Origin of the sequence: Nitrospira defluvii (genome assembly GCF_905220995.1) — a bacterium.
In the GTDB taxonomy this organism is placed as follows: domain Bacteria; phylum Nitrospirota; class Nitrospiria; order Nitrospirales; family Nitrospiraceae; genus Nitrospira_A; species Nitrospira_A defluvii_C.
Genome location: NZ_CAJNBJ010000016.1, coordinates 406,340 through 423,287, shown reverse-complemented (window position 1 = coordinate 423,287; position 16,948 = coordinate 406,340). Strand labels below are relative to the sequence as shown.

Here is a 16,948-nt window from a genome sequence, read left to right as displayed (position 1 = left end):
TGTCCGGTGTGGCCCGAGGCCGCCTTTTTCTGTGCGCCGGCGCGGCCGGCCTGGTACGATGGCCCCTTTTATGACGCACAGGCAGCCCTCCCCTCACCCGCGACAAGCGGCGATTGCGTTTATTCTCGTCACGGTCGTCCTCGACATGTTGTCGTTCGGGATCATCATTCCCGTCTTACCGAAACTGGTAGAGGAGTTCTTAGGGGGCGACACGCCGAGTGCGGCCGAAATTTACGGCCTCATGGGCACGGCATGGGCGCTGATGCAGTTTGTCTGTTCGCCGATCCAGGGCTCGCTGTCCGATCGATTCGGTCGACGCCCGGTCGTCCTGCTGTCGAACCTCGGGTTGGGCCTTGATTTCATTCTCATGGCGCTGGCGCCGAATGTGTCCTGGCTCTTCGCCGGACGGGTGATTTCCGGTATCGCCTCATCGAGCTTCAGCACAGCGGGCGCGTACATCGCCGACGTGACGCCTCCAGACAAACGGGCTGCGGCGTTCGGCATGATGGGTGCGTCCTTCGGACTTGGTTTCGTCTTGGGCCCGGCCGTGGGCGGGCTTTTGGGAGCCGTCGATCCACGCTGGCCGTTTTGGGGGGCGGCGGCGACCAGTCTGCTCAATGCGTGCTACGGGTTTCTTGTGTTGCCGGAATCGCTTCCGGTCGAAAAACGGGCTCCCTTCCGGTGGCGCCGGGCCAATCCGGTCGGCGCGTTGATCCTCCTGCGCTCCCATCACGAACTCTTCGGTCTGGCGACGACAAATTTCCTGATGAACTTGGCGCACGCGGTGCTCCCCAGCGTGGCGGTGCTGTATCTGGGGTATCGGTATGGATGGGGGCCGTCGGCGGTGGGGTTCACGTTGGCCGGAGTCGGGGTCTGTGCCATGATCGTTCAGGGAACGTTGGTGCGGCCGATTACGGCGCGTCTGGGAGAACGTAGGACCTTGCTCCTCGGGCTCCTGGCCGGGGCGACCGGGTTTGCGATTTATGGGTTGGCCCCCACCCCGCTCATCTACTGTTTCGGCATTCCGGTGATGGCATTCTGGGGGCTTGCGGCGCCTTCATCGCAAGTGTTCATGACGCGCCGTGTGAGCCCGTCTGAACAGGGACAATTACAGGGCGCGATCGCCAGCCTCACCGGAATCGCCGGGTTGCTTGGGCCCACGCTGTTCACCCAGACCTTTGCGGCCTTCATCGGTCCGCAAGCCGACTGGCACCTGCCCGGTGCGCCCTATCTGCTCTCGACGTTGTTGCTGTTGATCGGGGCGGGAACCGCGTGGCGCGCCACGCGATCCAGCTGAGGGAAGCGGCGGTCTCTAGCAGGCTGCGGAACAACTCGATGATTGCGTCACACGTCGCACACGGGCTGTCTCACGTCAGCATCGCCCGCAGGATGCGCAAAAAAGGCCGCCAGCAAGGCCGCAGCGAACGAAGAGGCGAATCGTACTCGTGCCGTACGGTGAGCCTCTAAGCGATGCGAGAACGCCGCTGGCGGACTTTTTCCGCATTCTGCTACCGGACACCGTGGACGAAGAGTTCCCGGCTGCGATAGATCGCGATGGCCCGTGCATCGGCTTGGTCGGCCTCGGCCTGCTGTCCCAATTGTCGATGGAGGTCGGCAATGAGCGACCAGGCATCAGCCTCACCGGCGGGGTCGCGGATCGATTGCGCGATCAACAGGGCACGTTTCGCCAGCGCGAGACGATCGGTGAGCGAGTCTTTGCCCTCGTCAAGCCTGGCAAGTCGGAGTTTGAGCATCCCTTCGAACGGCAGGTGATGTTCCGCTTCGGCGAGGGCCAGCGCCTCGACGTAATGGGTCCGCGCGTCATTCATATGTCCCAGCAGCCAATGGGCGTCGCCGAGCGCGACTGTGGCGGTGAATTGTTGCTCGACATGCCGCCGGTTGCGGGCCTCTTCTGCCGCCTGCTGCAACGCTGAGAGCCCGGCCTCGGTCTCGCCATCGACCACGTGTAACAGCCCTAGTTGCACCAGCGTATCGTTCCGTCCCCTGGCATTTCGCACACGTGTAAAGAGCGCGGCAGCCTGGGTGAGGGCTTCGCGTGAGACCTCGCGTTGTCCCAGTTGCGCCGCCACGCGCCCCGTGGACAGCAGCGCCTCGGCCTGCGCGGAGCGATCGGCTGTCTGAGCAAACAACGGCACGGCCTCCTGCAGCGAGGCATAGGCTTCTTGGAGCTTGCCCTGGCGCTCTTGGACTCGTGCGATCTTCATCAAAGCCGTGGCAACGCCCTGGGACTGTTTTTTCTCCCGGAACTTCGACAGGGCCAGCTGGTAATAGGTCAAGGTCTCGGGGAAGTGCTCCTGCTGATCGTGGATCTCGCCGATGCGCAGCAATTCATGGCCTGAAAGCTGGTTAGGAGAGGAGGTCGGGGCGCCTGACGCCGGTGACGCAGCGGACGACGAGAGCGCGGACGGCAGGAGCCAGCACAGGAGTAACCACAAACCAATCATGGTGATGTTTCGTTGGGAGGGCGCACAACTCGGGGTATCACACACTTGATGCATCGCCTAACCTTGCATCCACGTCGCATCGGCGTCAAGTGAGACGACGCGCTCGGGTACCGTGGCTTGCCTCGTCCGGTCAGGAGGGGTAAGATTCAAGCTCCCACCATATCGAGAGGAGGTGCTATGTCTATGACACGCGCAACTCCCACACCAATTCCTCTCTCTAGCCCGTCCTATCGAATGTTTGCGGGAGCCGTTAGCCGAGCGGGCCACCGATTGGGGCCAAGGACGTCCGCCCTGCAGGCTTGGTGACTATCACCGACGAAGCCCCGAAACGGGCTGATCTCTTGCGCAGGCCGCGTGAATCGGCTGCACGACCGACACTTGTGACCGGGGGCCGGCTTGGACCGGCGATCAGGTTGGTCTCGACAGCCGGGGGAGGTGGCATATGGGTCCGACCAAGGCAGTCGTCAAACAGCAGGCGCTCTATGACGCCGTGAGCGGGAAATTGATACAGGGTGGTTTTTCGAGTTATCGGGCACTGGCAGAGTATGTGAAGCAGCACTACATTGTGCTGCCTGTGCATGACAATGCCGGCAAGCCCTGGCAGCTTGATGGAAAGCCGATCTATTGTCTGCATGGCGTGCAGTACGAGACGGTGGATGATCGTCGAGTGCATCTGACGCGATGCCCCGATTGCGGCGGCATGGGGGTCAGAACGGAGGAATTCACCGTCGAGTCCGATTGTATTCGATGTGCCGGCTGCGGGCGTGAGTGTGATGCGCGTCTGGAGATGATGGAGACATAAGAGCGCGCTCGCCTGCTCAGTGTCCTGTCCTCGCGCAACGCGGGGTCGCAGAAGGCCCTCATTGGACGTGCGCAGTCGGGGATCACGTCAGTGTGAGGTGGGCGTCTGTCTTTCGGTGAGCAGAAGAAATTCAGCGACAGGAATGAGAACCGGTTATACTCTGCGTCTGCCCTCTTCATGAGGGGAGGCCCGTGGGTCATACTAGAACCGGAAAGGGACGAAGGATATGGCAGGTGCAACGGTGACTCGGCAACGCAAGAACGATCCGCAGCAGAACAAGAAGGCGCCTGCGAAAAAACCGAAGAAGGCTCGCGCTCAGGAGCCTTCCGGCGCGGTGATCGTGCTCTCAGGGGCCACGCCGCTGCGTCGACAGAAAGCGGCGGAGGTGTTGGCCGAAGAACTGCAGCTCCATCTGGCCAGCGTGGATCTTGCGGCGGTCGTCAGCAAACATAGCCGTGAAACGGAAAAGAATGTGAATCGCGTGTTCGACATGGCGAATCGCCATGGATCGATTCTCTTTTTCGACGAAGCGGATGCGTTGTTCGGGACCGGCAGTCGAGTGCAGGATGCGCATGATCGGGTTGCGCAGACCGACGTGTCGTATCTGCTGCAGAGTATCGAGAAACACCAGGGACTCGTTATCGTTGCGACGAACGGCAAGAGCCGGATCGAGGAGGCGTTCTCGCCGGAAAAGCCGGTAATCGTGTTGGGGGGGACCGCAAAAAGAAAGCCGTCGAGGACACCCGCCAAGCCGGCGGTGAAACCCAAGAAGAAGGTGGTGAAAAAGAAATAAGGTGGGGGAATCGTGCTGCCTGTTCGGCTGACGTGACTACGGACCGGCTGTCAGCAGCGCCTTCTTCGCCGTTCGGTCCAGTGATTTGATGGCAGCCTCACGCTGTAAGGCGGCGCCCTTGCTGTCCAGCAGCTCGGTATACCGCACCGTAAATGGCCCTCGGCGTTTCGTGTATTTTGCGCCCCTCCCGCTGGCGTGCGCCCGCATGCGACGATCCAAATCGTTGGTGATGCCGGTGTAGAGGCTCCCGTCGGCACATTCCAAGATATAAACGATCCAGGTCATCTGTGGTCAGGGTGAGGCGTTCCATTCGCCTCGTTTCATGCGATACGGTGGTCGCGGAGCTGGCACGATCATAGCCGAACGCGCGGAGGGACGCGACTACTTGACGGTGGGGTGGAAAATATCCAACCCGAGGCTCGAGAGCAGGGCTGCGAGGAGGAGGGCAGCGGCCAACGCCGCGAGCATAAACTTCCGGTCTTTGCGCGCCGAATCGTGGAAGCGGTACATGCTGGATTTGCGCATAGGATGAGTTGCCATGATCTGTTCAGGTGTTGCCGGTGGCGTCGATGTCAGGCGGCTGATGGCAATGGAGCACGAATCGTGGCGTGCACTATGCCTCGTTGGTGGGGGGAAAGGAATAGGGGATTCCCTGAAAAAGAGGGAAATTGTCCTGAGCCCGTATCGAGGCCTGTGTCGAGGCTGCCTCTTCGTGTTGACAGGTTCGACCATACAGCCGTAGCGTGATGACGCATGTCCGATTCTGTACGCATCGATCGAGAACTCTCAATGGCGAGGGCTGCTTGGGAGCAGGGGCAGGAAGGCAAGGCGCGGGTCTGCGCGAGGCGCGCGGTGGCGTTGGCCGATCGGGCCTGGTTGGCTGCGGCAGGTCACCCGTTGTGGCAGGGAGATACGATGGCACACCTGCAACGGATTCAGCAGGAGGTGGAGTTCCCGCTTCCCGTCAGACAGGCCGCTGAACGATTGACGACATCCGTGACTCGCCGGCACGACACCCCGTTTACCTGCGATCCGGTTAGCGATGCCGGTCTCATCATCGCCCATCTGACCGGGCATCGTCCGAGCGGGTTGCTCTCCTGAGTCCGGCCTCGGCGGTCGCCTCTTCCTTCGCATAGTGCACGCGTACGGTTTGGATCAAACCCTCGTCGTTGACGGTCATCACTTCAGCCGCCAAGAGTCCCTGGACGCTTCGATAATACAGGACCAGGCTGCCCACTCCTGGCAGGACGCGGATGAGGTCAAACTGCAGCTCCGGATAGGCGATGAGTCCCTTCTGAAAATAGGTCTGCAACGCGTCGCGGCCTCGGATCGTACCGGACGCATCCGCGGATAGCGCCGTGACAAAGGGACTGGTAAACTCGACGTCCGATGCATAGTGACGAAGAATGGCATTGAGGTCGTGCCGGTTCCAGGCGGCGATCCAGTCCTCGGCCAGGCTGTGTGCACACTGTTCGTTCATCACGGTGAACCGTTCATCGAGAGCCTATGGTTGGGAGTAGCCTAGGGGAAAGGGGGCTTGGTGAGCAAGCGCCAATCCTCGTCGTGCGGCTGGAAACGGCGTTATGACGGTAAAAGCGCCGGTGCGGCAGCAGACGAGCCTGGCTCCCATTGCCCTCTTCAAGGTCTTGAAAGGGTTGCTGGTCTTACTGGCCGGGTCAGGCTTTCTCCGGTGGATCGATCCCGAGATCGAGACCGTGCTTGCTCCCGTTCTGGACGCGCTGCACTTAAGCATCCACACGCGGTTCCTGCAGGCCCTGGCCCTCACGGTGGATTCGTTGCCGGGCCACAGTCTGTTCCTGATGAGCCTCGTCAGCCTGTCCTACGCGACGCTGCTGTTCGTCGAGGGGTTCGGCCTCTGGAGCGAAACCTCGTGGGCTGCCTATCTGACGGTCATCTCTACGTGTATTCTGCTGCCCGATGAGTTTCAGGAGGTCGTTCGGGACTGGTCGATGTCTGGGTTGGCGGTGCTGGCGGTGAATATCGTCATCGTGGGGTATCTGGTGCGCCGGTTGGCAGAAGAGACGTTGCGCTAAGGCCCGCGGAACCTGACCGCCTCCACTGACAATTTCGCTCTCCCGGGGAATCCCTAGCTGGCATCCTGTCCGAGAGGAGGTATACCACCCCCATTATAAAAGAGGAGGTCACGCCATGGTTGAGGTCAATTCCATGTATCAGGCCCGCATGAGGAGCGATGACATCAAGGCCCAGATCGAGAAGCTTGAAGGGTTGGCTCATGCGACCGTCGTGCATCCAACCTTCGATGCCTTTGATGGGGAGACAGAAGCGATGCTCGCGAGGATTTTCGGCGGTACGCACCAATATGTCGAATCCTACAAGTACGCCATGTTGGGTGAGGCCGAAGCGATCGTGAATTTGCCTGAATCAGCGCAAGAGCCGCAGACGCGGGATATTCCGAAGAAAGGCCTACAGCAGCGCCGCCAGCTCCTGCAAAGCATTCTGACCGAACTACAGGGGCTGGAAGCCCAAGAGGTCGACGTGCTCATGGGAGAAGATCGCGAAGATCCCCCCGGTCCGAGTTAGCAGTGTGTTGACCAACCCTACGTCGGACGTTCCTGGCATGGAGGCGGCGGATCCTTGGACTACCGGCCCCCGCCACGAAGCGTCGCAAGGTAGGCGACGAGGTCGCGAATATCCTCATCGCGCAGGAGTGTTTTCGGGTACATTGCCGTGCCGGGGTGTCCGCGTTTGATGGAGAGAAATCGATCTTCATCGTTCTCGGATTTCAGGGCGGCGGGGTCCCGGAGATTGGCAGGCGGCGCCGGGAGCGCGTCCAACCGTTGAGCCAAGTCCTTCGAGATCGGGGGCCGCCGGTCGAGATGGCCTTCAATGCCATGGCAAATGGCGCAGCCGCCCAGTTCATGGAAGAGTTGCTGCCCCTGTGCCGCATCACCTCGCAGGGGCGTAGCAGGCTCACGTGTGGGAACGGAGCGCGACGCAGTGCCACGGATCACGGCCAGGTATGGAAGCAGCGCACGTATGTCTTCATCCGACAGGGTGCCCTGCGAGAGCGGATACATGGCCGTACGGAGATGCCCGTGACGGATGATCTCGAATCGTTGTGTATCCGTGGTCAATGTCAGTGTGTCCGCCCGTCGTAAGTCAGGGGGGGCAGGAGTGAGTCGCTCAATGTTCTCTCGGATATGCGCGCTGAGTTGAGGGGGCAATTGATCTCTGTGGCCGTCGACTCCATGACAGGTTGAGCAGAGGCCCTTGCCGTTGAAGATGGCTCGGCCCTGTTCCGCCTTATACGGCCGGTCGGCCGTCTGAGGCTGATCCTGAGGGCCAGCCCAGAGAAGGGACCCAGCCAGCATGACGGACGCGAACCCCAGCCCAGCGGCGCATGCCGCGCCGGAGTACTGCGGGTGATGTGAGATGTCGCGGGAGGAAGGCCGCATCGTGGTGTTCCCGTTTTTCGGCCGATTTTCCCCGATGAGTTACATCATAGTCGACTGAGGGGATGCGGCGCCATGCCTATTTCACGAGATGGGGAGTCGACCTGTCGACTGGGCTGTGGGGGGCTGGTGATTCCAGCTGTACGCTCTGTAGAATAGACGTCCGGAGTTGTTCATGATCCGTACCGCCATGAATATGGTCGACCACCGGCATTGTCTCGCGCTGTCCGGTTGTTTTCGCGGCAAGCTTTGTGAGCAGTTGATGAGTAGGCCAGGCCAGCGTGTGCCGAAAGGTGGCCGCATCTACGGGCTCGGGGATGCCGCGCAAAGCGTCTTCTTTCTCCGGTACGGCTTTGTGAAATTGACTTCCCTGACCGAGGACGGGCGCGAACTGATTTTGCGTCTGCATCAGGCCGGCGAAGTCTTCGGCGAACTCTGCCATTGTACCGGTGAGCGCCGGGAGCAGGCCGTCGCAATGGAAGACAGCGAAGTCGTGGAGCTGAATTTCGAGGAATTCATCGCCCATCTGCAGAGCAATCGTCCGGCGTTTCTCCTGTTCTTGTCCAATGTCGCGCAACAATTGTCGGCGGCCTACGATCAGATTCAGACCCTCTCGTTCGGTAATACGATGGAACGGTTGGTGCGGACGCTCGGGCGGTTGGCCGATGAATTCGGCGAGCCGGACGGCGAATGGGTTCGTCTGACGCATTATTTCCGTCAGGATGATCTCGCGCAGATGATCGGCGCGCGTCGCGAGGTCGTCTCAACCCTCCTGAATCAGTTGCGCGAGCAAGGGCTCATCAATTACGCGCGAAAAGACGGACTGCTGCTGCGTCGCGCTGACCTTGATCAATTCCTGGGTTCCGCCGAGAAATCTTCTGCCGGTCTCAAGCACTCCGGCTTCTAGAATCGCGTCATTTTTTCTCCACTGTTATCGCGCTAACTTACAGCGCCGCTCCCGTTCAGTATCCTTGCCCATCGTAGCGACAGCCGGATTCCGGCCGATGCCGGCAGATATCGTCATGTGTCCAGGAGGTGGGCAATGAGTTAGTCCCAAGTTGTGTCCTGAAGCGGGGAGTCGTTGTGCGCCACCAATTTCTAAAAGGAGATCGATCATGCGTGAGATCATTCGTGTGTGTGCTGTGCTGATGGTGACTCTGTTCCCGATTGCCTGTGCGCATAGTGCCGATTCGACTGCTTCATCCGAGTCCAGGGCGGCGACCGCCAATCCCATCAAGGTGGCGGAAACGAAGGCCGTGTTGCGCGACCTCTGGCTGGGCCATATTCTCTCTATCCGGAATGTGGCTGTGGCGACGATGGATCAGAACGCTGCGGCAAGACGCGCGGCGGAAGCAGGGGTGGTGGCCAATGCCGAGCAGATTGCCCAGTCGATTGAGCCGTTCTACGGGAAGCCGGCGGCAGACAAACTCATGACCTTGCTGGCCGGGCACTATCAAGGCATTCGGGAACATCTCGATGCGACCGTGGCCGGGTCCGCGAGCCAACAGGACTCGGCAGTCAAGGCGCTCACCGCGAATGCCGCTGAGATTTCGACGTTCCTCAGCGGGGCCAATCCGAACCTGCCGAAGGACACGCTGATGGGCTTGCTCATGGCCCATGCCGCGCACCACCTCACGCAGTTTCAGCAATTGAAGGAGGGGGACTATGCGCGCGAAGCAGAAACCTGGAAGGGAATGAAGCAGCACATCTACCTGGTGGCCGATGCGCTTACACAGGCATTGGCGGCCCAGTTTCCTGCTCAGTTCTAACACGAAGACGAGGGGGCGGCCGGGATGCCGCCTCCTCTTTGAATTCCCAGGACAATCATTCGTATCAGGCTGCGACAGGAACAGCGCATGTTATGGCTGTCAGCTGCCGATGCACGTGTGCTTGAAAATCGAGCCCGCCCTTGCCTACAGTGCCCAGTCCGAAAGTCGAACATCACCAGAGGAGGACGTATGCGCAGGATCGGAGAATGGGGCACGTGGGTAGGGGCGTGGGTGCTGGCGATCGCACTGAGTGTGGTTCCTGTCGGCGCTCAGGCCGCTGAGTGGGTGCATGAGGGTATGGCCGACGATGGCAAGATGACGTATGGTTTCCGGGTCGGGCCGAGCTTTATGACGCAGAGTTCCGGACTCTCCACGACCGGTCCGGCGCTCAATTTCCAGGGTATGTATGGCATCAACAAATGGTTCCGCTTCGGGATGATGCTGGAGTGGGAAAACCATGGCCTGGATGCGCCACGCAACGGTTCGCTCAATACGATCACCCTGTTGCCGGTGAACCTGGAGTATCGCCCCGGACATTTCGGTGCATTGATTCCCTATGTCACCAGCGGGATCGGCGTGAACATCAACACCAAGGATCAGGCGGATTCGTTTGCTTGGCGGTTCGGCGCGGGACTGGACTATCCCATGACGAGTCTCTTCCAGGGCGCGCCCAAAGGCCTGATGCTCAATATGGAAACCGCCTGGAAGCGGAATTCCGCCGACGGTGACGGCTCCTCGATGGGCTTGCTCTTCGGCGTCCGTCACACCTTCTAATCTCAGACTCGAACGTTCCAACGAGTCCCCGAACAGGAATACGCCAGACCCCGGCGGTCAGCAGCGGCTCAGTCGTTGCTGGCGGCCCGGGTGGCTCCTGTATTCCCTGCCTCCGGCGATCATGCTTGCCACGAACTAGCGCCGCCGATGATCGTGCGCCTGCTCTGCGGAAATAACTGTTGTTCCGTTGATGGGCGGAAGACGCGTGTAGGGCGATGGTGTCCCGTTTTTCGCGAGGGGGAGGGCTGAGTGGTGAGCCACGGCTGCAATCGTTTCGCGATCAGCCGCTGGTGGAACCCTATTGAAGGTATGCGCGGAGCAGGTCTCGCCAGGTCACGATGCCTTCGAGCGCCCCATCCGTGGTGACGACAGGGAGGCAGGACACGCGATGCTCAAGCAGCAGTCGCGCCGCAACCTCCACGGTCGTGTCGGCTGTGACCGTGATTAATTTCCGGCTCATGATCTGATGGGCCCGTTTGTTCAACGTCGCCCGGTCGCGATCGGTTTCAGAGAGCGTTCCGATGTGTGGGCTCACGGCCTTTAGCAGGTCGCGATCTGAAATGATGCCAAGCAAGATCACGCCTTGCACAACCAGCAGGTGATGGAAATGATGTTCATTAAACAGTTCTCGGGCTCGAGCAAGGGAATCGTCCATGGTCACGGTCACGGTTCGTGTCGACATGATGGCACGAATTGTCGGTTCTCCGATGATCTCGGAGGGGGCTCCCGAGAGAGGCCTGTGAGGGGACCGGTCGAAAGCTGGTTGTGCCAAAGACGGACCTCGTGGACGGCCAGAGACCGCGCGCTGCGTTCTGTGTTCCCGCTCTGGTATCCTTATCGGCGGCCGGGAGACCATTCTTGAGGCACAGCGGAGCGGCGCGCACAGGGGCTGGAACGTCGGGTTGAAGAGTCGATTGTGAATGACTCGTGCGCGATGCGATCCACTTGCGGCTGCCTGCCTCCTCGTCCGACTAGAGAGTCCTTGCTGTTTCCTTCCGCCGCGATGTGTTATAAGCTGTCTGTTTCTTTACCGGATACGCTCGCCCTCGTGCGGGTGTATCGTCGAATTAATTCAGACCTTGTCGGATCGAACGATCGTCAGACCGTCAATTCCGAAGGCATGTAGAGGGGGGACCATAGCAGGATGAGCAAGAAGGAAATTGATGCGGCGCGGAGACTGATGAGCCTGATGTTCAAAGCGCATCCTTGGCACGGGGTGTCGATGGGAGACCAGGCTCCTGATCTGGTGACGGCCTATATCGAAATCGTGCCCAGCGATACGGTGAAATATGAGGTGGACAAGGCCACCGGCTTTCTCAAGGTCGACCGTCCTCAGCGGTTTTCAAACTTTTGTCCAGTCTACTACGGCCTCATCCCCCAAACCTTTTGCGGCGAGCGGGTGGCGAAACTGTTCGGCGCGCGCGCCGGTCGGCCGGACATGATCGGCGACGGCGATCCCCTCGATATCTGCGTGCTCACCGAGAAGGCGATTCCCCATAGTGATATTTTACTGACCGCCAGGCCGATCGGCGGGTTCAGCATGGCGGACGGCGGCGAGGCGGACGATAAGATCATCGCGGTCATGCGGGACGATGCCGTCTATGGGACGTTGACCGACCTCAAAGAATGTCCCATGACCCTCCTCGACCGGTTGCAGCATTATTTCCTGACCTATAAACAGGCGCCGGGTTCCACCGCACACAACAAGGTGGAGATTACGAGCATGTATGGCCGCGATGAAGCCATCAAAGTCATTCACGCCAGCCACGACGACTACAAAGAGAAGTTCCCCGAATTGGAATTTATGTGGCCCGCCGGCATGAACAGCTAGCGCTACGCAGAAAGGTTTAGCCCCTCCTCATGAAACACACCACGACGCCATCGCCGACAGAGCCGGCCGCCAAGGGATTTTCTCCCGGGTTTGCCGCGCTCGGATTAGAAGCCTCGCTGTTGACCACCCTTGAAGCCCTGGGCTACGAAGAGCCCACCCCGATTCAACGTGAAGCGATTCCCCCCTTGTTGGAGGGGAGGGACCTGCTGGGGCAGGCCGCCACCGGAACCGGAAAAACAGCGGCGTTTGCCTTGCCGCTCCTGCAGCGAATTGCCCACGGGCCACGGCAGCGCCCCACGGCGCTCGTGTTGGTGCCGACGCGGGAACTGGCGGTGCAGGTCAGCGAAGCGGTGCAGCGGTACGGCAAGGAGCTGCGGATCTCCGTGCTGGCGCTTTACGGTGGCCAGGCGATGGGTCCGCAATTGCAGGCGCTCCGGCGCGGGGTGGAGGTCATTGTCGCGACGCCCGGCCGGGCGTTGGACCACCTCCGTCGCAAGACCTTGAAGCTGGCTGATCTGCAGGTCGTGGTGTTGGATGAGGCAGACGAGATGCTCGATATGGGCTTCGCCGACGACCTCGACGCCATTCTTGAGGAAACCCCGGCGACGAAACAAACTGCGTTGTTTTCGGCGACCATGCCGCCTCGGATTGCATCCATTGCCCGCCGGCATCTGAAAAATCCCGTCGAAGTCACGATTGCACGGGAGCCGGTGAAAGCCGGTGCCGCCCCGCGCGTGCAACAGACCGCCTATGTGGTCGCTCGTCAGCACAAGGTGTCGGCGCTTGCTCGCGTGTTGGACATTGCCATGCCCAAGTCGGCCCTCGTGTTTTGTCGCACCCGCCTGGAGGTCGATGAAGTGACGGCGGCCCTGAATAGCCGCGGGTACCGGTCCGAGGCCATTCATGGGGGTATGAGCCAGGTGCAGCGGGATCGCGTCATGCAAGCATTTCGCTCAGGCCAGACCGAACTCCTTGTGGCGACCGACGTGGCGGCCCGCGGCTTGGATATTCCGTCCGTGTCGCATGTGATCAACTACGATCTGCCCTCCTCGCTGGAGGTGTACGTGCACCGTATCGGGCGCACAGGCCGGGCCGGACGGGAAGGTGCGGCCATGACCATCGTCGAGCCGCGTGAACAACGACTCTTGCGCGCGGTCGAGCAGCACACCAAGGCGCGCATTACGATCGCGGCCGTTCCGTCGCTCGGAGATCTTCTGGCCAAGCGGCTGGAACGCACGAAGTCGTCGATTCAAGAAACTCTGGAAGCGGGTGGACTCGAAGATTTTCGCCGTGTCGTGGACGCGTTGTCTGCGTCAGCCGATCCGGCGGATATCGCGGCGGCGGCTATCAAGTTGGTCTATCGGTCGCATGGCGGTGATCGGGAAGAAGAAGAGATTCCCGCCGTTCAGATGCGAGCGCCCGAGCCCTACCGGACGTCACGCCCGCCTTACGGTTCGGCTCCCCAGTCGGGGGATCGTGGGCGCGCGCCGCGAGGCGGGCCTGGTCGTGGCCGGGCAGCGGGAGCGGTGCGTGTGTATATCGGAGCCGGTCGAGCCATGGGAATCAGGCCGGGTGACCTGGTCGGCGCCATCGCCAATGAAGCCGGGGTACCCTCGCGTCTGATCGGGGCCATCGAAGTCGAAGAGCGGTTTTCCATCGTCGACGTGCAGGAAGAGGCGGCGCGACAGGTCATCGACGCCTTAAGCCGGACCAGGATCAAGGGCCAGAAGGTGGCCGTGCGGTTGTTTCGAGACTGAGGCGGGCCTGAGCATCCAGGGATGCCCAGGCCCTTGTGCTCACTTCGCCTGCACGTGAATCGTGACCGGCACCGGGTTCGTAATCGTGTCGTGAATCGGTGAGAATTTTGCCAACTCCCGCAACTGTTCGGGGCTCGCGTCCGACTGGACGGTGAACGTGACCCGAATGGCTTGATACCCGGGGCGAACTTGGTCGGACAGGCCGAGAAAGCCCTGGAGATCCACATCCCCTTCCAACGTCGATTCCAGCGACTCAATGTGAATGCCGCGCGCGGCGGCATGGTAGACCATGGACGTGGTCAGACAAGCGGCCAGCGCGTGCAGCAGATACTCTGCCGGGTTGGCTCCATGGTCCTCGCCCAAGAGCACGGGCGGCTCGTCCGCATCGAGCACGAACGGCTTGGTGCGCCCGCCGTCCTCCTGCCCTGCGCCGTAGAAGCTCTTGATCGTCGAGCGGTTGTGGCCGCCGTTGATCCACTGGTTCTTCGCGCGGAACCGGAAGTGTGCCAGGCTCGGTTGTTGTTGCACCGCCTGTGCGGTCGCCCCCATTCGGTCGACATCCACGCCGTTCACGGTTCCGGTGATTGTTGTTGGTGACATGGGATTCCTCCTTGGTTGTGAGTGAGTGATGATGGCTTGCCGAATCAACAGCCGGTCGGCATTCCGGCACATCCGTTCCCAATTCATGAGGGCACCCGTTCCAGCGAGAGTCGGCCGAAAATCGCCCCGCAGGGCGGCAGGGCCGTCTGACGCGAGAAGAATGTCCGACGCAGCATCGCCCAGGTCAGCGGCTGTCGACGATTCCACGGCGCCAAGGAGAGGGTGCGGGCCAGCAGGCAGTACCCGACCAGCACCCGTGCCGTCGTGCCGACGAGCTGTATGAGGTGTATCCACTGCAGTGGCGCCCACAATCCGGCCGCGAGCACCATCAAGTACGCCATCCGGACCTGCAGTGGAAACGCCGTTACGTCTCGGACAAGGCGAAACACATGCAGGATCTGGATGAGGCAGAGCGCCATGGCCAACCAGATGCCGGGCGACCATCCCAGCAGTCCGCTTCCCAGCAGTACGACGGTCGCCAGCCAGTACCACCAGCCGATGTCCTGCATCCTGTTCATCCTGTCCCTCCCGCCTTGTGGAAGCATCGTGATCGATGCCAGACCTATCAGCAGGAGTGATGCCAGGGAGTGGTCGGATGGGTTAGGTTGAAAAATCAGCCGGTTATGCCGGAGAGACTTGGAATGCGGGACGCGGGAGTTCGTGTGTTGCGAAATGTCACGAGCTCCGTTGCGAGATTTCGCGACGGGACAACGGTCAGCGAGGTTTGCGGATGCCCAAGGCCTTCATGCGGGAGGCCAAGGTCGAGGGATTGAGCCCGAGGCGTTTCGCCGCGCCCTTCTCGCCGGCGACGATCCATCCGGTCTCCTCCAGGGCGCGCAGGATGTTCGTTCTCTCCAGCGATTCAAATTCTTCGGCAGTGAGAATTCCGGAGGGGTCTTGGCGTCCGCTCGATGCGGGTGGTGCCTCTGATGGGGGCACTTCGGGGAGGGCACGATCCAGGTTCAGCGTGCCGTCGACGGCGGTGATCACGGCACGTTCCATCACGTTCTGCAGCTCACGCACATTGCCGGGCCAGCCGTACCGCATGAGGCGTCCGGCGCAGTCGGCGGTCAAGGGGGCGAGCGTGCGACCCATGGTGCGGGCACAGCGTTGGGCGAAGGCCGAGGCGAGATGCACGATATCGTCACCGCGCTCGCGCAACGGCGGCAGGGTGAGGGGGAAGACGTTCAATCGATAATAGAGATCTGCGCGAAACTGTCCTTCCTTGATGGATGTCGGGAGGTCACGATTGGTGGCGGCCAGGACCCGCACATTCACTTTCTTGGTGTGGGAGCTGCCCACAGGGTCGAATTCGCCTTCTTGCAGGACACGGAGTAACTTGGCTTGAAGGTCCAGCGGCAGTTCCCCGATCTCGTCGAGGAAGATGGTGCCCCGGTCGGCCAGGGCAAACCGGCCCTCCCGTTTCTTGGTCGCGCCGGTGAATGCGCCTGGTTCGTGGCCGAACAATTCGCTCTCCATCAACGTGGCGGGAATCGCCGCGCAATTGACGATCACGAACGGACGCTCGCGTCGCTGGCTGGCTTGGTGAATCGCGCGTGCAACTAACTCCTTGCCGGTGCCGGTTTCGCCGACGATCAAGACCGTGGCGTCCGTCGGCGCGACCTGCGCGATGTCGTCCAGTACCCGGCGAAGGGCCGGACTTTCCCCGATCAGCGTGCCTGGGTGACGTGACTGGAGTTCTTCGCGCAGGAGTTCGGTCTCCACGGTCAACGAGCGGATCTTGTGTTCAGCCTCGATCCGGTCGCGCACGTTGCGGAGGATCACGGTCGTGGCGGTACGGCGGCGCAACTCGAACCGGGAGAGCGTAGCCTCGGCGGGAAAGGAGCCGCCTTCGGGACAACGGGCCGTGAGGCCGCCAGGGATCCAGAGAGACCGTTCTCCTTCAGGGCGGGTGTCCAGTTCGGTGATCAAGTCGCTCACGCGCCGGGCGTCCTCGTCGCTCATGAACCGTCGGAAGTCCTGGCCGATCATCCGGGACCCGCCGCAACGAAACACCCGTTCGGTGGCTGGATTGACGCGGGTGATCCGCAGTTGATCGTCCAACTCGATGATGGCGTCCATCGCGCTTCCAAGGAGGCGCCCCACGGTTTCCTCCCGGTCCCGCACCTCGGCCTCGGCCCGCAGGCGCCGCAGTTCGGCGGCCGCCCGCGCGGCGAAGATCTGAAAGATGGCATGGATGCGCGGTTCTTCGGGAATGGGGCGGCGGTCGATGACGGCCATGTGTCCCAGGATGGCGCCGTTGTGGTCCTTGAGCGGCACGCCCATGTAGCTGACGGCCCCGGCCTGTCGCAACTCCTCTTCCTGCGGATAGATCTCCAGAATGCGGTCGGGGAAATGGACCAGGGTGGCGCTGTCGATCACCCGCTCGCAAGGCGTGCCTGCGATGTCGACTTCGTAATCCTTCACCCACTGGCCGTCCATCCAAAAGGCCAGGGCGCGCAGGCGGCGGGATTCCGGAAAATATTCCGTCACCCAGGCTCCGTGGGTCCCCAAGACGTCAGCGAGATTGCGGACCAGGGCGGCAAAAAAGTCGTGGCCGGTCTCCGTCGCCGTGCCCTGCAAAATGGCGCGCAAGACGGCGTCGGCTTCCAAGGCATGGAGCGGTTGGGCGGCTTCTGGACGCTCGGTCGACATGACGTGGTGCCGTGAGTATGCGACCACGGAGTCGGCGTTTCAAGGGGAGCGGCGGCTTCGTCGGCCTC

General features: G+C 61.4%; 20 protein-coding genes. 11 read left to right on the top strand and 9 right to left on the bottom strand.

Annotated features, from left to right (window positions below):
- Window positions 1-70 precede the first annotated feature (70 nt).
- Window positions 71-1,297: a TCR/Tet family MFS transporter gene (locus KJA79_RS13550; protein WP_246507649.1), complete on the top strand. Its 1,227-nt coding sequence runs from the start codon at window positions 71-73 to the stop codon at window positions 1,295-1,297.
- A gap of 211 nt (window positions 1,298-1,508) precedes the next feature.
- Here the strand turns inward: KJA79_RS13550 and KJA79_RS13545 are convergent, their stop codons facing one another.
- Window positions 1,509-2,465, bottom strand: a complete 957-nt coding sequence (locus tag KJA79_RS13545; protein ID WP_213042581.1) for a tetratricopeptide repeat protein — start codon at window positions 2,463-2,465, stop codon at window positions 1,509-1,511.
- Between the two features lie 442 nt (window positions 2,466-2,907).
- On the opposite strand from KJA79_RS13545, the gene KJA79_RS13540 reads away from it, so the two are divergent.
- Both KJA79_RS13540 and KJA79_RS13535 read left to right on the top strand, forming a co-directional pair.
- Window positions 2,908-3,267 carry a hypothetical protein gene (locus tag KJA79_RS13540; RefSeq protein WP_213042580.1) on the top strand — a complete coding sequence of 120 codons (360 nt, stop codon included), beginning with the start codon at window positions 2,908-2,910 and terminating at the stop codon, window positions 3,265-3,267.
- A gap of 226 nt (window positions 3,268-3,493) precedes the next feature.
- Window positions 3,494-4,060, top strand: coding sequence for an AAA family ATPase (locus KJA79_RS13535; RefSeq protein WP_213042579.1), 567 nt, complete (start codon window positions 3,494-3,496; stop codon window positions 4,058-4,060).
- A gap of 36 nt (window positions 4,061-4,096) precedes the next feature.
- Here the strand turns inward: KJA79_RS13535 and KJA79_RS13530 are convergent, their stop codons facing one another.
- The gene (locus KJA79_RS13530; RefSeq protein ID WP_213042578.1) at window positions 4,097-4,345 is read right to left on the bottom strand and encodes a GIY-YIG nuclease family protein; all 249 of its coding nucleotides are present in this window, start codon (window positions 4,343-4,345) and stop codon (window positions 4,097-4,099) included.
- 96 nt (window positions 4,346-4,441) lie between these two features.
- On the bottom strand, window positions 4,442-4,600 hold the full coding sequence (locus KJA79_RS13525; protein ID WP_213042577.1) for a hypothetical protein: 159 nt from the start codon (window positions 4,598-4,600) through the stop codon (window positions 4,442-4,444).
- Window positions 4,601-4,813: 213 nt separating this feature from the next.
- Here KJA79_RS13525 and KJA79_RS13520 point away from each other — a divergent pair, with 213 nt between their 5' ends.
- Window positions 4,814-5,161: a hypothetical protein gene (locus tag KJA79_RS13520; protein ID WP_213042576.1), complete on the top strand. Its 348-nt coding sequence runs from the start codon at window positions 4,814-4,816 to the stop codon at window positions 5,159-5,161.
- Here the strand turns inward: KJA79_RS13520 and KJA79_RS13515 are convergent.
- Window positions 5,115-5,540 carry a nuclear transport factor 2 family protein gene (locus KJA79_RS13515; protein ID WP_213042575.1) on the bottom strand — a complete coding sequence of 142 codons (426 nt, stop codon included), beginning with the start codon at window positions 5,538-5,540 and terminating at the stop codon, window positions 5,115-5,117. The genes KJA79_RS13520 and KJA79_RS13515 overlap by 47 nt on opposite strands.
- A gap of 103 nt (window positions 5,541-5,643) precedes the next feature.
- Here KJA79_RS13515 and KJA79_RS13510 point away from each other — a divergent pair, with 103 nt between their 5' ends.
- Together KJA79_RS13510 and KJA79_RS13505 are read left to right on the top strand one after the other, a co-directional pair.
- Window positions 5,644-6,114, top strand: coding sequence for a DUF2127 domain-containing protein (locus KJA79_RS13510; RefSeq protein ID WP_213042574.1), 471 nt, complete (start codon window positions 5,644-5,646; stop codon window positions 6,112-6,114).
- Between the two features lie 115 nt (window positions 6,115-6,229).
- Entirely contained in the window at window positions 6,230-6,622 is a 393-nt protein-coding gene (locus KJA79_RS13505) for a hypothetical protein (RefSeq protein ID WP_213042573.1), read from the top strand.
- Window positions 6,623-6,681: 59 nt separating this feature from the next.
- On the opposite strand, the gene KJA79_RS13500 is transcribed toward KJA79_RS13505, so the two are convergent.
- Window positions 6,682-7,497 (bottom strand): cytochrome c, encoded by an 816-nt coding sequence (locus KJA79_RS13500; RefSeq protein WP_213042572.1) that lies wholly within the window; start codon window positions 7,495-7,497, stop codon window positions 6,682-6,684.
- Window positions 7,498-7,669: 172 nt separating this feature from the next.
- On the opposite strand from KJA79_RS13500, the gene KJA79_RS13495 reads away from it, so the two are divergent.
- The 3 genes from KJA79_RS13495 to KJA79_RS13485 all read left to right on the top strand — a co-directional run bounded on the left by KJA79_RS13495 (window position 7,670) and on the right by KJA79_RS13485 (window position 10,037).
- Window positions 7,670-8,401 carry a Crp/Fnr family transcriptional regulator gene (locus KJA79_RS13495; protein ID WP_213042571.1) on the top strand — a complete coding sequence of 244 codons (732 nt, stop codon included), beginning with the start codon at window positions 7,670-7,672 and terminating at the stop codon, window positions 8,399-8,401.
- 208 nt (window positions 8,402-8,609) lie between these two features.
- A complete protein-coding gene (locus KJA79_RS13490; protein WP_213042570.1) occupies window positions 8,610-9,263 on the top strand; it encodes a hypothetical protein in 654 nt (217 codons plus the stop codon).
- Window positions 9,264-9,452: 189 nt separating this feature from the next.
- On the top strand, window positions 9,453-10,037 hold the full coding sequence (locus KJA79_RS13485) for an outer membrane beta-barrel protein (protein ID WP_213042569.1): 585 nt from the start codon (window positions 9,453-9,455) through the stop codon (window positions 10,035-10,037).
- A gap of 298 nt (window positions 10,038-10,335) precedes the next feature.
- On the opposite strand, the gene KJA79_RS13480 is transcribed toward KJA79_RS13485, so the two are convergent.
- Complete coding sequence (locus KJA79_RS13480) at window positions 10,336-10,719, bottom strand: CBS domain-containing protein (RefSeq protein WP_246507647.1); 384 nt, start codon at window positions 10,717-10,719, stop codon at window positions 10,336-10,338.
- A 462-nt stretch (window positions 10,720-11,181) separates the two neighbouring features.
- Between KJA79_RS13480 and KJA79_RS13475 the strand changes: the two genes are divergently transcribed.
- Entirely contained in the window at window positions 11,182-11,868 is a 687-nt protein-coding gene (locus KJA79_RS13475; protein ID WP_213042567.1) for an inorganic pyrophosphatase, read from the top strand.
- A 29-nt stretch (window positions 11,869-11,897) separates the two neighbouring features.
- The gene (locus tag KJA79_RS13470) at window positions 11,898-13,625 is read left to right on the top strand and encodes a DEAD/DEAH box helicase (RefSeq protein WP_213042566.1); all 1,728 of its coding nucleotides are present in this window, start codon (window positions 11,898-11,900) and stop codon (window positions 13,623-13,625) included.
- 39 nt (window positions 13,626-13,664) lie between these two features.
- Here KJA79_RS13470 and KJA79_RS13465 read toward each other — a convergent pair whose 3' ends face one another.
- The 3 genes from KJA79_RS13465 to KJA79_RS23020 form a co-directional block, all read right to left on the bottom strand.
- Complete coding sequence (locus tag KJA79_RS13465) at window positions 13,665-14,225, bottom strand: OsmC family protein (protein WP_213042565.1); 561 nt, start codon at window positions 14,223-14,225, stop codon at window positions 13,665-13,667.
- An 83-nt stretch (window positions 14,226-14,308) separates the two neighbouring features.
- The gene (locus KJA79_RS13460; RefSeq protein WP_213042564.1) at window positions 14,309-14,743 is read right to left on the bottom strand and encodes a hypothetical protein; all 435 of its coding nucleotides are present in this window, start codon (window positions 14,741-14,743) and stop codon (window positions 14,309-14,311) included.
- A gap of 196 nt (window positions 14,744-14,939) precedes the next feature.
- A complete protein-coding gene (locus KJA79_RS23020; protein ID WP_213042563.1) occupies window positions 14,940-16,880 on the bottom strand; it encodes a sigma-54 interaction domain-containing protein in 1,941 nt (646 codons plus the stop codon).
- Window positions 16,881-16,948: the final 68 nt, after the last annotated feature.